The 15,120-nt window shown below is 40.8% G+C and carries 7 protein-coding genes; 1 reads left to right on the top strand and 6 read right to left on the bottom strand.

What is annotated here, in order from left to right; translation table 11 throughout:
* Positions 1–15: 15 nt before the first annotated feature.
* Complete coding sequence (locus BUA60_RS05035) at positions 16–1,206, bottom strand: Pycsar system effector family protein (protein ID WP_072860592.1); 1,191 nt, start codon at positions 1,204–1,206, stop codon at positions 16–18.
* Positions 1,207–1,260: 54 nt separating this feature from the next.
* Here BUA60_RS05035 and BUA60_RS05030 point away from each other — a divergent pair, with 54 nt between their 5' ends.
* Complete coding sequence (locus tag BUA60_RS05030) at positions 1,261–4,968, top strand: metallophosphoesterase (RefSeq protein ID WP_317043181.1); 3,708 nt, start codon at positions 1,261–1,263, stop codon at positions 4,966–4,968.
* Positions 4,969–4,996: 28 nt separating this feature from the next.
* Here BUA60_RS05030 and BUA60_RS05025 read toward each other — a convergent pair whose 3' ends face one another.
* From BUA60_RS05025 to BUA60_RS05005, 5 genes are all read right to left on the bottom strand, one after another.
* Positions 4,997–5,857, bottom strand: coding sequence for a hypothetical protein (locus tag BUA60_RS05025; protein WP_072860590.1), 861 nt, complete (start codon positions 5,855–5,857; stop codon positions 4,997–4,999).
* A 65-nt stretch (positions 5,858–5,922) separates the two neighbouring features.
* A complete protein-coding gene (locus BUA60_RS05020) occupies positions 5,923–6,819 on the bottom strand; it encodes a GyrI-like domain-containing protein (RefSeq protein WP_072860589.1) in 897 nt (298 codons plus the stop codon).
* A 72-nt stretch (positions 6,820–6,891) separates the two neighbouring features.
* Complete coding sequence (locus tag BUA60_RS05015) at positions 6,892–8,238, bottom strand: vanadium-dependent haloperoxidase (protein ID WP_072860870.1); 1,347 nt, start codon at positions 8,236–8,238, stop codon at positions 6,892–6,894.
* Positions 8,239–8,322: 84 nt separating this feature from the next.
* Complete coding sequence (locus BUA60_RS05010) at positions 8,323–11,571, bottom strand: VCBS repeat-containing protein (protein ID WP_072860588.1); 3,249 nt, start codon at positions 11,569–11,571, stop codon at positions 8,323–8,325.
* The gene (locus tag BUA60_RS05005) at positions 11,564–14,920 is read right to left on the bottom strand and encodes a VCBS repeat-containing protein (protein ID WP_072860587.1); all 3,357 of its coding nucleotides are present in this window, start codon (positions 14,918–14,920) and stop codon (positions 11,564–11,566) included. Before BUA60_RS05005 ends, BUA60_RS05010 begins: the two co-directional genes overlap by 8 nt.
* Positions 14,921–15,120 lie beyond the last annotated feature (200 nt).

Below are 15,120 nucleotides of genomic sequence, written 5' to 3'. Positions count from 1 at the left end.
CATTGTTACCATTGGTTACAAACCACGATCAGGACCAAAATACTTAAAGGCCACGACAAAAGCAATAACGGAAACAATCATTCCTATAATGAAAATAGTATAGGTCCATCTCAGTATTTTATACTTTCTGTTCAATACCAATCCAAGATAATAGAGATCCTTGGTCAATGAGGAATAAATATAATCCTTGTCCTGTACCAACTCGTTTATGGCCCATTGGTAATCCTCCAATTTCATTTTGTGAAAATTACCAAAAAACAACAGGTTAACCTTACGCTGCCTTACGTCCTCCTTGGTAAACTCGCCCTGGGTAACATTGGGTCTTGTTGCAAGAACGGCAAGTACCATGGATACTACGCTAAAAACAACAAATAGTAAAGTGGGATAGATTAGGTAATTGTTGGACGGATTGTCCAGTTTGGTCATAAGGTTGGACAGTACCAAAGAAATAATAATGGCATTTACCGAGAGTAGAATATTGGCTTTGGTATCAGCAATATCACTGAGCATTAAATGATTTTTTAAAGTAACCCGAAACAAAGTCTGTATACCGCGATCGGGACTTTCACTCTTATATTTAGCCTTTAGTTTTTCCTTTTTTACTAAATTTTCCTCCGCTTTTTTTCCCTTGATCAGTCTCCTTATATTTTTATTCTTTTCTTCCTGCCAATTTTGAAGGGCATAATCGGTATAAAAACGTTGTTCCGTTTGGAACATCTTAAGGTTTGCCTCGCGCCATTCCTTTTGTGTATAGGTTGCCAATCCTAAAATATCCAACTCTTCCCTAAGCAACTCAGCCGTTTCCATATAACTCTTCTTCCCGAAATGGGAACAATCGGCATCCCTAATAATTTCTTCCAAGAGGTTTTGGGGCTCGTAGAACCTTTTGGTAGCCATAATTAGACTACACACACGTTCTAATTTTTTTTCATCGTATTCCTGTGCACCTAAAAATTCTCGGGTTATATTACAACTGGTCTCCTCGTGATTCTCAGAACCTTGGGTATATCCAGTATCATGTAACCAAGCCGCCAGTAGGGCAATCTCGTTTTCCTCCTCGCCCAATTTATAAAAATTCAATAATTCTTTAGTACTTTTAACAACCCGCTGCGTATGGCTTAAATTGTGGTACAAATAATTGGAATCTAGTTTATTAGATAATAAATCGACAACAAAGTTTTCAGTTTTTTCGAGGATTTCCGACATAATAGTTAATTATGACCCACAAATTACAAAATTTTGATTTCTAAACAGATGTACATGAGGAAACATTACCTACTTATATTGATACTTTTTCTATTGGCAGGCTGTGCTACCTACAAAACAAAATATGCGGAAAGTTCCGCAGTAGCAGACATAACTAGTGACAGCGAATTGCTGCATACTTTTTATTTGATAGGAGATGCTGGTAAATCCCCTATGGAGGGTCAGAGTGAAGCACTTAAGACGTTCCAAAGCGCTTTGAAAAAAGCCAACAAAAATAGTACCGCCCTCTTTTTGGGAGATAATATCTATCCTGCCGGAATGCCCAACAAAAAGGACTCCACCCAGGCCTACTTGGAAGCTAAAAACAACCTAGATGCGCAGCTAAAGACCCTGGCCCAATTTAAAGGCAATCCCATATTTATTCCCGGAAACCATGACTGGTACAATGAAGGGCTGGAAGGACTGGAAAGACAACAAAAATACATACAGAAAAAATTGGATAGCAAAGAGGTCTTTTTTCCAGAAGATGGGTGCCCTATAAAGAAAATAGATGTCAATGATGAAATAGTGGTTATCGCCATTGATACGGAATGGTTCCTGACCAATTGGGACAAACACCCTAAAATGAACGATAAATGCGAAATAAAGGACCGGGAAACATTTTTTGAGGAACTGGAAAGCCTTATCAAAAAAAACCGTGACAGGACTACCATTTTGGCAATTCACCACCCCATGTTCAGTTATGGACCACATGGCGGACAGTATTCTGCAAAACTTCATTTAAACCCTGCCGGCGGCAAATTTCCCTTCCCTATATTAGGTTCTTTTGTAAACCTTATTAGAAAAACTAGCGGAGCCTCCTACGCCGATCTACAGAATAAAAGATACACCCAATTAAGGAATCGCCTAATAACCATAGCCCAGTATTCGCAGAAAGTTATTTTGACTTCGGGACACGAACATACCCTTCAATATATTGTGGAGGACAATACCCCCCAGATCGTTAGTGGTTCCGGGGCCAAGGAAGGAGCCACCAGATTGCTGAACGGTTCCAAATTCTCTACGGGAAGAATGGGCTTTGCAGAGTTAAAAGTGCACAAGGATGGTTCCTCCCAGGTAAGATATTTTGGCGTTGGAAAAAATAATGATCCCGATCTTCTATTTTCTACCCAGGTACTGCCCCCGGACAGAGACGAGAATTTCGAGTTCAATGACAAAGATTTTCCAAAGGAAGTAAAGGCTAATGTTTACTCCAAGGAAGACATTGAAAAAAGCAAATTCTTCAAAACTATTTGGGGCGATAGGTATAGGAAGTACTACGCCATAGAAGTAAGTGCCCCTACCCTTAGGTTGGACACTTTATTTGGAGGTTTAAAACCGGTCCGTAAAGGCGGGGGAAACCAATCCAAATCCTTGAGATTGTCCGATAAAAATGGTAAGGAATACGTAATGAGGGCCGTTAAAAAGAGTGCGGAGGTATATCTACAAGCCATGGCGTTTAAGGACAAATACGTTATAGGGGAATTTAAGGATACCTATACCGAAAAACTCTTAATGGATTTTTATACCGGTGCCTTGCCCTACGGTCTTCTTACGGTAGGAACCCTCTCCGATGCGCTAGACCTCTACCACACCAACCCTAAATTATACTATATCCCAAAACAAGACGCCTTAGCGGAATTTAATGGCGAATTCGGGGATGAGCTTTACATTTTTGAAGAACAGGTGGGCGACGGCCATGGGGAATTGGGCAGTTTTGGGTATGCCAATAAAATTGAAAGTACCTGGGACATGATCGATAAAATTAAGCGGGACGAAAAATATGTGGTCAATACCGAAAGATATCTAAGAACCCGCTTGTTTGATATGGTGATGGGCGATTGGGACAGGCATGACGATCAATGGCGTTGGGGCGAAATCAATGACAAGGAAACCGGAAATATTGTATTTGAAGCCATCCCGAGAGATCGGGACCAAGTGTATTCCATTTGGGGAGATGGGGCCTTAATGCGAGTTGCAACGAGAATAATTCCTGCCCTTCAAATGATGGAAGGATTCAACAATGACATTAGAAATGTGGCGGCATTTAACAAGAGTGCCTACGGACTTGATGTAACCTTGTTGTCCCAGACTACAAAAGCCGATTGGGATAAAGAAGTACAATATATACAGCAAAACTTAACTCCAGAGGTAATAGATGAAGCCTTCAGTGCTTTCCCTCAAGAAATTTTGGACGAAAATATCCTTGACTTAAAGAATATACTTATATCCAGGATCAATAACCTTCCCAAAATTGCTGATGATTACTTTTCGGCACTTAACAGGTATGTTGTTATAAAAGGCACCGATAAGGATGATTGGTTCGAAATTAATAATTTGTCCGAGCACGAAGTGGAAATCAAAGCTTTTAGAAACATAAGTGGAAAAAGGGATAAACTCTTTTTTCAAAAGAAATTCAACCGCAATATCACAAAGGAGATCTGGATCTACGGCCTGGACGATGACGATATTTTTGAAGTGGCCGGGACCAATGGCAACAAAATAAAAATTAGACTTATAGGTGGGCAGAACAACGATGTCTATGATGTATCGGAAGGCACAAATACCTGGATTTATGACCATAAATCCAAAAAAAATACCTTCAAAAAAATCAAGGGAGCAAAGCTAAGACTTACCAACGATTACGAGACCAACACATATCAACCGTTAAAACTTAGGAACAGCACACGGCAGATAATACCGACCATAGGATTTAATCCCGATGACGGCATGAAGCTTGGCTTCAATGCCACAAATACCTTTTATGGACTACGACAAAACCCGTATACTACCCAACACAATTACAATGCAGCCTATTATTTTGCCACCAATGGCTTTGAATTGGGCTACAAAGGGGAGTTTGCCCATATATTGGACAACTGGAATTTAGAACTGGCCGCCCGCTTTACCAGCCCCAATTTTAGTATTAACTTTTTTGGATTCGGGAATGAGACCGAAAATTTTGACGATACTTTGGAGATGGATTACAATAGGGTGAAAATTCAAAACCTAAGCTTTTCTCCCTCATTGATTTGGCGGGGTCAGCTGGGGGCAAAATTTAGAACAGGCATTACTTTGGAAAGCTTGGAAGTGGAAGAAACCGAGGATAGGTACGTGAATACCTTCTACCTAGCCAACGGAGAGGAGAACAGAAACAGTTTTATTGGGGTGGACGCAGAATACAGCTTTGAAAACTTGGACAATGCCGCCTTCCCCACCATGGGTATGTCCACTGGGCTTCTCTTGGGATACAAGGCCAGTTTGGAGAACCGGGGGGAAGCCTATGGCTACATAGTCCCAAGTCTTTCTTTTGATCATAAACTGGTATCCAATGGCAGATTGGTCCTTGCCACCAAATGGAAGGCCCATTTTAATTTAGGGGACGATTACGAATTTTACCAAGCAGCCAGTATTGGAGGGATAGATGGGCTTAGAGGCTTTAGAAACCAGCGGTTTTCCGGTAAGACCAGCTATTACCAGAATACAGACCTTAGATTTAGCCTTAAAAGCCTTAAAACAGGATTATTGCCTGTTACGTTGGGGGTATATGGAGGTTTTGACTACGGAAGGGTCTGGACACCCAACGAAAATTCCGACCTATGGCACACCTCCTACGGCGGGGGATTTTTTCTTAATGGAGCGGATGTGATGACGGCCAGGGTAGCCTTGTTCAACAGTGTTGATGGCCCGCGGTTTTCCTTTGGTGTTGGTTTTGGGTTCTAATGCAGAAGTAAAGGTTTTTGCAATTGGTTTAATTGCCCAACACAAATGAATACAGATTTCTTCCCGTTTTTCCGGACTCCTCATCCGAAAGCAATAAGGTATTGTTATTGGTGAAGGAAACGGATTCCAATTGCGTATAGACGCCCAAGTCTATCGTTTTAAGCGTTCCGCTAGCAAGGAAATTATCCATTGTAAAATTGGTAAAAACCCACAAAGTACCATTTCCCAATAATACTATGGTCTTACCATCGGGAGAAATATCGGCAGAGGTTACTTGCCCATTAATCTTGCCCTTAGGCGGAACAAAAGACCCTATATACTGGGCATTGTGCTTGCCCTCTATAGCAGGCACCTTGTACAATAGGGCTTCCCCGTTAAAAGGCTGTGTCCTATTCTTTGTTACGATATAGAAGTTGCTGTCGTAATAAAAAAATGACTCGGCATCAAAGAGCAATTTATTCTTTTTTGGAGGAAAATCTTTCTGTTCGGGATACTTAAATTCAATCTTTAGAGCCTCGATATCATCTCCTTTTTCGGCATTGGGATCTGGGATTTTATAGATGGCCAAATTCTTCCTGTCATTGTTATTATTACCAAAATCCCCAATAAATACGTTCCCATTTTCATCCCTAGCCATATCTTCCCAATCGTGGTTTTTGGCATTCTTTACTTTTAATTCCTTTAGGAGGTCCCCTTTATAATTCACCTGATATATTTTATCGGGATTTCCCCTATCCATAACGAACCAAACCGTTGAGTCCTTGGCTGGGACCATTCCGGAATTCTCCGTTAATTTATGGGGTAGTTTGGTAACAAAGGTTAGTTGTCCATAATTACTGGCACAGCTAATGATGGTTCCCCAAAGCAACAATAAGAGGCATTTTTTCATACACTTATAAATTTATTCATTTAGGTGGGCAACCGACCATTTAATCTTGCGAGATCTTTTTCCTTTTATTCTTTTAATGGCATATAAATTTCAGCTATCCAATCCAATTCGTTTCCCCCAAAATTTGGGTTGCTGAAAAATACCTCAACAGGTCTTTCCCATACCTCCAACCCATTCTTTCTGGCATAATCCAACAAGGCGTACCAAGCCCGGTCAGAGGTAATATAATTTCCATTATAAATAGCCTTTAATGCCCTAACGCCTTCAAATTTCTTATACTTTATAATATCATTTTGGGGAAGGCTATCACTTTTAATAATTGGATAGCAAAAATTATAGGAAACACTGTCCACTTTCCTGTTCCAATTGGTAATTTCCAGAAATGGCCTGCCGTTCAATACTACATTGTTGTCCACGAGGACTGTACTTAAAATGGGATAATTCTGCATCATTCCTTTAGCTTTGCCCAACTGCGAAGCCTTAATGGGGATATAGGCGCAATAGGTATCCGGAAGCTGTTGCAAGGTATCCAAAACGGTAACCCTAAATTTTTCCAAATGTTCCGTTAGTGCATTGTTGAAGTCCAAAATAGTACTTTTGGTCCGTTTTTCGAAGTCCGTATCTAAAAAAGGAATTTTTATTCTATTTCCCAAGCTATGACCTGCATCCGTAATGTATACCTTTATCTTTGTAGTTGAATCATTAATAGGGGTTATTTTCCATTGATATTGGAATACGGAATCATTGAACTTTAGTTGCTGATCAATATTCAAAAAATCCTTTTCCTGCAATAACACCGTATTCCTATTGGTATTACCCCACACTTTTATACTCTGATTAATGGTTCCGGGAAAGGTCTTGGATGTAATGGAAACCGAATAATCATAGGGCTTTATAAACAGATACCAAATGAATGACCCCAGAAGAAGGAAAACTACGAAATAAACAATTTTGTTTCTCACCAATTGTATTTTTTACCGGGTACGTAAATCTTGAAACCTTTTGAAATGAAATATGAATCCAGCCTATAAATACTACTTGGATACCAATTCCTTTTTTCCCTTCATTTCCAATTTGTCCACGATGAATTTGCCCAAATTCCTGCCCTGTCCTACCCCAACTTCCACTGCTGCCCTATAATGGATGCCCCCGTACATTCTACTTATGGCGGCCTCATCTGCAGCCTGATTGAAGGAGGTAAAACTTCTTATAGGTAGACCGTAGGGTATTTCGGTATCGTCATCAAATGCAAAATTATCCCCAAAAATACTGGTCAATGCCGTAGCTGCCGCCCCCGAGACCACGGAGTGACCGCTGGTGTACTCAGGAAATGGTGGAGTCTGAAGAACGGGTGCCCAGTTTTCATCTATGTACTGATTTATTACGGTTTCCGGACGTATTAAATTAGATCGGTATTTTTCGTCCCAACAGCTTATAAAGGCATCGGCTATGGCCATTGAGGTTTTGGTGTAGGCAAATACGGTTTTGTCAAAATCCGAGTTTGTTTTCTCGCAGGCAATTTTAGTAATCCCGATCCAATGGGCCCCTGGAGTGATCTTTTTGGTTGCGAACATTAAATGGCCCCTGGTGACGGAGACATAGGGGTTACAATCCCAGAATTTTGCAATGGCTATCTCTTCCGAACTATCCCCTTTGGCAGTAATCTCCTTGCTAATATCGTATACCTCCTTTACTTCCCTATAAAAATCAGACCCTTTATCCATAGAAAATGCGGGTGGAGGCACTGGTACAAATTGGTTGGCGGAGTCAATTACAAAGGGCCTTATTTTGCTCCAATGAGGTTCTATTCCATCCATATAAGCCGGCGGGGTGGGTTGCCAACGAGAGTTGTCGTCCGTATTAATGGTAAACTTGGGCATAGTCCTGGTCTGCTTATAATTATCCTTGTCCAACCATTCCCCTATATGCTTGGCCACGGCCATACCATATTCCTCAGAGTTCTTAAAGAGGGTCAAGTTTTTAGCTTGCCAATTTGCGTACAAACTATCACGATGTGCCTCTATCCTATCCTCTGAAAAAATTAAACGCTTACTTAACTCCATATGGGCTACTAGGGCTGCCATTTGGTAATTGATAGGCTTTTCAACCGCTGGCACTGGAATTGGCGTCAAATCGGTTACCTGCCCAACCAACGACTTATAATCACTATTGTTAAGGGCCACAATTTCATACGCCGCTATATTGGGATAGGCAAAAATTCTACTGGCCACCGGGGGTGAGAAAATATCATGAATCATCACTTCGGTCACCTTATGGATAGACCCATGGAGATCCTGGGAAGTAATTACAATTGGCTCCTCCTTTTTGTTGCACGATATTACCACCGCAAATAATATAAATAATCTTAAATATAGTTTCATCTTAACTTTTTTGTCCAAATAATACATAGATCACTTTTTCTCATAATATCCCCTGAAGAGGATGTGTTAATCCAATTTACCTTTTTATTCGCCCAACCCATACACTTGGGCCTTGTCATTATTATAGGTAACCAACAGGTAGGTCTTACCATTTAAATCTATTATATTCAAGTGTCTCACAGACTTAAGCTCCAATTCCAGACCCAATCTGTTACCCAAAATTACATCATTTTTATCCTTTATCAGTGCTCCTGAAAAGGAATCCAACCTACCGTGATATGGTTTAATCCCAAAATAGTTACCTGCTGCCAGGATTTCCGTATTCCCGTCCTTATCAAAGTCATACTCTAAAAATGCCCTAATTGGAGCAACCTGTAATTCCGATTTGAAAGGAACAAATGAATATTTCCCGCCATTATTCTCCAAATAACCGGATTCTAGGGTATTTACTTCGAGAATGGTACTGTTCTTAAGGGAATTTTCATCTATAATTCCCTCTATAGGTTTCCCTGCAAAGGACTTATAGGTCAAAAATTTCTTTCTAAGCCCTACCATTTGGGTGGATAGTTCATCCAATCCTTCAAGAGGGTAATATTTACCATTTTTTTCTATGGCCACAATGGTCTCGGTACTTCCGTTCTGGTCAAAATCCGAATAGAACATTTTCATTGGATATTTATCCGATGCTTTAAATTTGGTGTTGCTCCCCCAGTTTCCCAGCAGATAATCCATATCTCCGTCCTTATCTATATCAAAGGGGATTATACATTCCCAGAGTCCGTTATAAGGGCGGTCCAAAGGTGAAACTTCCATTAATTGCCCCTTGTTATTCTTAAAGAATTTCGGCGACATCCACTCCCCTACCACTATTAAATCCAATACCCCGTCATTGTCAAAATCGGACCAGACGGCATCCGTGACCATCCCTGCCATTTGCAGTACCTTATTTTCTACAACGGTAAACTTACCTTGGTCATTCCTTAACAAAAAGGAATTGGGGATATTGCCAAAATCGTTGGTTATGGCATTATTGCCAATAAATAAATCCAAGTCCCCATCATTGTCAAAATCACTTTCCCGTATTACCGCTGCATTTTCAAAATATTCCGGCAGTTCACCTCTTTCAAAACCACTCGTATTCTGAAGGTAATAACTATCGGTTAAGGGTGGCATTTCATTATAAAAATCCCCGCCTCCGGTTCCTATTACAAGGTCGGCCATCCCGTCTTTGTTCAGGTCCGCTATAATCGCCGTAATATCTTCCTTTATGGAGTCAATGGCAATATTATCCATTCTCTTTTCCAGATAGGTAGTATCGCCTTGAAGAAATATTCTGGAGGGAATATATTTGGAGCCTCCAAAGAATAGATCCTGTTTGCCATCACCGTTCAGATCCCCAATGGCCAATGCCGGACCGCGATCCGATATTTGATAGGGGATCAATTTTTGTCTGTTGATATCCAGATAATTGTCTTCCTCATGTGCAAAATCTATACCCAGGTTACTTTCTACCTTTTTAAAGATCCTTTTGGGTTTCGGTCTCAGGGAACTGTAGTTGAAGGGTTCTGCATTATCTGGGGAAATTTCCAAGGTCTGATTGGTAGGCACCTCCCTCAAGACCTGAAAGGTCCTATTGGGCCAAACAATTTTTATGGAGTCTATCTTCTCCTGTTTTCCAAAACCAAAATGCACCATGGGTTCGGAAGAGGCTTGGAACCCCCTTACAGTATACAGTTCCTTGTACTGCAGTTGCCCATTTAGATAGGCAAAAACTTTGGTGCCTATACCAAATTTATTCTTTTCAGTATAATTAAACCTGAGTTTTAAATAATTGGCTTTGGTGTCCGTTTTGTTGATATACAATGTCGCTGGACTGTTAAGGGTATTCGTTATAAGGTCAAGATCTCCATCATTGTCCAAATCTGCCATGGCCGTTGCCCCGGAAATCAAAGTATCCTTTACAGTCCATTTTCCGGACATATCCTGATACTTCATGTCATCCCCGCCTTTAAAAACATAATTATGTGTCACGCCGGAAGGCATCATATTAATGGCTTGCTGGTCTACAAGTTTGGTATTGTTAAGCTTGTTTTTAATTTGTTCGTCCGAAGCGAATTTTATAAAGTCGAGGTCATTGGGCCTCTTGGGAATTCCGTTTGAAATAAAGATATCCTGTTCCCCATCTTGGTCATAATCGCCAAAAAGTGCACTCCAACTCCAATCCGTTGCGGCAATTCCACTCTGTATCGCCGTTTCGGAATAGGGCGCATTTTGCTGGTTCACAAACAACATATTCCTGGAATATTGGTAATGGTACCCAAAACGGGCCACCCTCAAAATTTGGGTCTGGGTAAGGTCATCCCCCTCTGATGACTTAAGCACTTTTTCATCCTCTGGAAGCATGTCCAAAGAAATAAGATCTGGCCAACCATCATGGTTAATGTCGGCTACGTCATTCCCCATGGAAAATTTGGTAGTATGTCCAAAATAGCTCCGCAATTGTTCGGAAAATGTGCCATTGCCGTTGTTGATATAATAATAATCGTCCTCGTGAAAATCGTTCCCAACATAGATATCCGGATATCCATCCTGATTAAAATCGGCTACTGCAATACCCAGTCCGTATCCATTTGCGCCACCATAAATGCCCGCTTCTTCACTAACATCTTCAAAAATGCCCCCATCATTGCGCAATAACCTGTCCCCGGATTGAATATTTCTCTTCTGCCGAACTTCTGCCTTTCCATATGATTCCTGCGTATGTACGGCATGGTTGAGCAGGTACATATCCAAATCCCCATCCATATCATAGTCCAACAAGGCCGCGGAGCTACTGTAGGTATCAAAATCGAGTCCAAATTCTGCAGCGCTTTCCGTAAAAGTATTGTCGCCATTATTTATAAACAGCTCATTTTGTCCATTAAAACCATTAATGCCCACTACGGCACAGACGTAGATATCTAAAAGTCCGTCCCCATTGATATCTCCCATTATGGCACCCGTATTCCAGGTGCTTTTCCCGGCAATACCGGCTGTTTCCGTAATATCCCTAAACTTAAGGTTTCCCTCATTAAGGTATAATCTATTTTCAACTTGGTTCCCGGAAAGAAAAACATCTGGCAGTCCGTCCCCATTAATATCCCCAATAGCAACTCCACCTCCATTGTAGAAATAGAGATAATCCAGAATATTCAAATCATCCGATTCCGTAACGGTATTCTGAAAGTCGATCCCCGTTTCGCTTGGCGATGGGTTCCTAAAAACCTCACCTTCCTTGGGCCCACAGCCCAAGAGAACCACTGCGAATAAAACACATAAGCTACATCTACTCATCCAGTGCAAAAACTTTTGGTTTGTTATCATTAATGGCAGCAATTACGAACCGTTTTCCTTTGCTGTCCTGAAACCGTTCAATGTGCTTCACTTCCTCTTTTATTAAAAACCCGCTTTCATCATAATTTTGCCATTCAAAGTCCAATTTTTCATTTCCCAAAAGTATACTCCCAAAATTGGCATCCAGGCGTGAATATTGAGGTTTGAATTCAAAATTATTACCTCCCATAATAAGGTCTAAATAACCATCGCCGTTAACATCGGCACAGGTAATTCCACAGACGCAGGACAATTGTACGCGCCCAGGTAATTTTTTTATGGTAAACTGTCCTCCTCCTTCATTAATGGCAATTACCGATTCCTGTATGGTGCCCTCCTTTACTATTGATTTGTCAAAAGTTTCGCCGGAGAATAATTCCCCGATCGTTCTTTTAGCATATTCCGAAGCTTTGAGGTTTTGTTTTTTCAAGGCCACCATTTGGGTAGTCAATTCTTTCTTTTGATGAATGGGGTAGTCCTTCCCCTGAAAATTGCGAGTGGTAATCTGCTCTATGGTCCCATTATTGTCAAAATCGTTGACCCATAATTTCATAGGGTTTTCCCTAGAGCAGGAATAAGGCACATTATTCCCTTGATTTCCCAAAATCAAATCATAGTCGCCATCATTGTCCAAGTCTTCTGCACTCACTACATTCCACCAACCGGTTAAACTGTCCAAGGCCGTATTCATCTTAGACATTCTCTTGCCAGAGTTTTTATAGATCACCGGCCTTCCCCAATCTGCCACGGTTATTAAATCTTTCTTTTTATCACCATCCATATCCACCCAGATGGCATCCGTTACCATGCCTGCCTGTTTGGTATCGTAAGCCAGCCGTTCCGTAGCATCCGCAAAAGTACCGTCTCCCTTATTTTCAAGGAACAAATGGTCCGGATCCAGACCGTAATTCCCTACAACACTCCTAGACCCTATAAATACGTCCATATCCCCGTCATTATCAAAATCTTGGGGTGCAATCACGGATATATTCTTAAAGGTACTCGGCAAAATTTCAGATGAAGCTTCAAACCCCCCTTGACCATTATTAATATAGAGTCTTGCCCTATAGAGTTTCTCATCTCCTACCTGATTTCCCCCGTTGCCTACCATAAGGTCCATATCCCCATCATTATCTACATCCAAAAAGGCTGCGGCGGTGTCCTCCAGTGCCATATCCTTCTCAAAAGCCTTTTGAAGGGTGGCCGTTAATTTTCCATTGCCTTTATGAAGATAGAGTACCCCGGCCTGATTTGCCCCACCTCCTATAAATATATCCTCATTACCATCCCCATTAACGTCGGCCACAGCCAAAGCTGGTCCATCTTGGGAGAGCATTTTAGAGATCAGCCCTTCGTAATCAAAGTCATTGTAATTATTCTCTTTGTGCACCAACAGCTTGGAATTGCTCAATTCTTTAAGCAGTGGGTTGGTAATACTTTTATTATTGGGAATAAATATTTCCTGTGCCTCGGAATTTTTAAGGGTCAGGAACTGATTGGTTTTAATATTGTTGAATTTTTGGGTGCTGTCGTCCGGCCAAATTACCCGTAGGGAATCAATAGCGGTATTTTTTCCCAAACCAATCGTCATTATATAGTCTACGGATGATTGAAACCCCCGAGAAGGCATCAACTCCTGAACTATTACCTGATTGTCAAAATAAAGCTTTACCGTGGTACCAATAGCAAATCTGTTCCCATCCTTGCCCTCAAATTTTAATTTGAGATAATTGTTTCCGGACTTTTTTTCGCTATGGTTCTCATATACAAAAGCTTCCATATTTACATTATTCACCACAATATCCAGATCCCCATCATTATCTAGGTCACCGTAAGCCGCTCCATTGGACATACTGGGCAAGTCCAAGCCCCAATTTTCGGTTTCATTGGAAAACGTAATATCCCCTTTGTTCCTATAGGCATAGTTAGGTTGGGGAGCTATGGGCATTTTGGCTATGATGGAATCTATGGATTGTTTCTCTCCTGTGAGTGCCATTTCCTGGATAATTTCGTTGGCAAAGAAGTCAACAAAATCCAAATCCGTTAAATCGTGATTTATACCATTGGTAATGTAAATATCCTTTAAACCATCATTGTCCATATCGAACAAAAGTCCGGCCCAACTCCAATCGGTTTTGGCAACACCGCTATAATAGGCCACCTCGGAAAACGTATTATTTCCGTTATTCATTTGCAAGGTGTTTTGTATGTACTGTTGGTAAAAATCCTTGCTTTGCTTTAATTTAAAAACGTTGTAGCCTTCAAACTCCATTACCGATTTTACCCTTTGGTCACCTTCTGGGAGCATGTCCGTAATAAAGATATCCGCATAGCCATCATTGTTTATATCGGCCATATCAATTCCCATTGCAGATAAACTTAAATGGGAGGTCCATTCTTCAATTTCCTCCTTAAAAGTGCCATCCTTTTGATTGATATAGAGATAATCCCTCTCATAAAAATCATTTGAAACATAGATATCCGGATACAGGTCTCCATTGATATCACTGACCATTACTCCAAGTCCAAAGCCTATTAAACTACCATAAATACCGGCCTTTTCGCTAACATCCACAAACTTGCCGTTGTCATTTCTTAGAAGCATATCACCCACACCTTTGAAGATATCTGGGACTCCTGCCCAATCTTGGGCCCTTACCTCGCGCTGTTCCGCGTAACCCAGACTACTTACAGGCACATTACTGTTATTTAAAATGTAGGCATCAAGATCGCCGTCCTTATCGTAGTCAAAAAATGTGGCATGGGTAGAAAAACCGGTTTTGGCCAAATTATATTCAGCTGCCATCTCGGTAAAAGTAAGATCCCCATTATTTATGTAAAGGTCATTGTCATGGTTATTACCCTCCATGTTACCTGCATTACTTACATACAGATCCAACAAACCATCATTATTAATATCTACCATGGTTACTCCGGTAGACCAAGGTTTATTTCCCTGCACCCCGGCTTTCTCGGAAATATCCTCAAATTGGAGACCTCCTTTGTTCAAATAAAGTTTATTGGGAACCATATTCCCGGTAAGATAGATATCGGGAAGGCCATCGTTATTGATATCGCCAATCGCCACTCCACCGCCATTGTAGAAATTTCTATACTTAAAAATATTAAAGTTTTTCTGGTTTACCACCTTGTTTACAAAGTCGATCCCTGTTTTTTCCGATGCCAATAAAGAGAATAAAGCTTCCTCCTTTGGTTCTCCCACTGTATCCACTTGTTTTTTTTGGGAACAAGATCCCAACAATAGCACTCCAATTAAAATAAGGCTTTCCCTTATAATAAGTTTCCCCATATATTTTTGTGATTATTTTTTGAGACAGCTTTAAAATGCAATAAATGCACTTTACTACTACATACTATTTTTAATTTCAACCCATATTGCCAATATTATTTCCGGCCTGTCAGGAAAGGTAAACTCCCTAAAATACTTGGCCATTTTGGTCCTCCATGTAAAAGATTTAAGATCGTTACGGAAGCTGGTATTCAAAGGAA

Source organism: Arenibacter palladensis (assembly GCF_900129275.1).
Taxonomy (GTDB): Bacteria; Bacteroidota; Bacteroidia; order Flavobacteriales; family Flavobacteriaceae; genus Arenibacter; species Arenibacter palladensis.
Note: the sequence above shows the minus strand (reverse complement) of the source record. Positions and strands in the feature narration are given on the sequence as shown.

What these genes read in the sequence shown, in the direction of transcription:
- BUA60_RS05035 (WP_072860592.1), bottom strand. Translation starts at nt 1,206, where the DNA reads ATGTCGGAAATCCTCGAAAAAACTGAAAACTTTGTTGTCGATTTATTA.
- BUA60_RS05015 (WP_072860870.1), bottom strand. Translation starts at nt 8,238, where the DNA reads ATGAAACTATATTTAAGATTATTTATATTATTTGCGGTGGTAATATCG.
- BUA60_RS05025 (WP_072860590.1), bottom strand. Translation starts at nt 5,857, where the DNA reads ATGAAAAAATGCCTCTTATTGTTGCTTTGGGGAACCATCATTAGCTGT.
- BUA60_RS05010 (WP_072860588.1), bottom strand. Translation starts at nt 11,571, where the DNA reads ATGAGTAGATGTAGCTTATGTGTTTTATTCGCAGTGGTTCTCTTGGGC.
- BUA60_RS05005 (WP_072860587.1), bottom strand. Translation starts at nt 14,920, where the DNA reads ATGGGGAAACTTATTATAAGGGAAAGCCTTATTTTAATTGGAGTGCTA.
- BUA60_RS05030 (WP_317043181.1), top strand. Translation starts at nt 1,261, where the DNA reads ATGAGGAAACATTACCTACTTATATTGATACTTTTTCTATTGGCAGGC.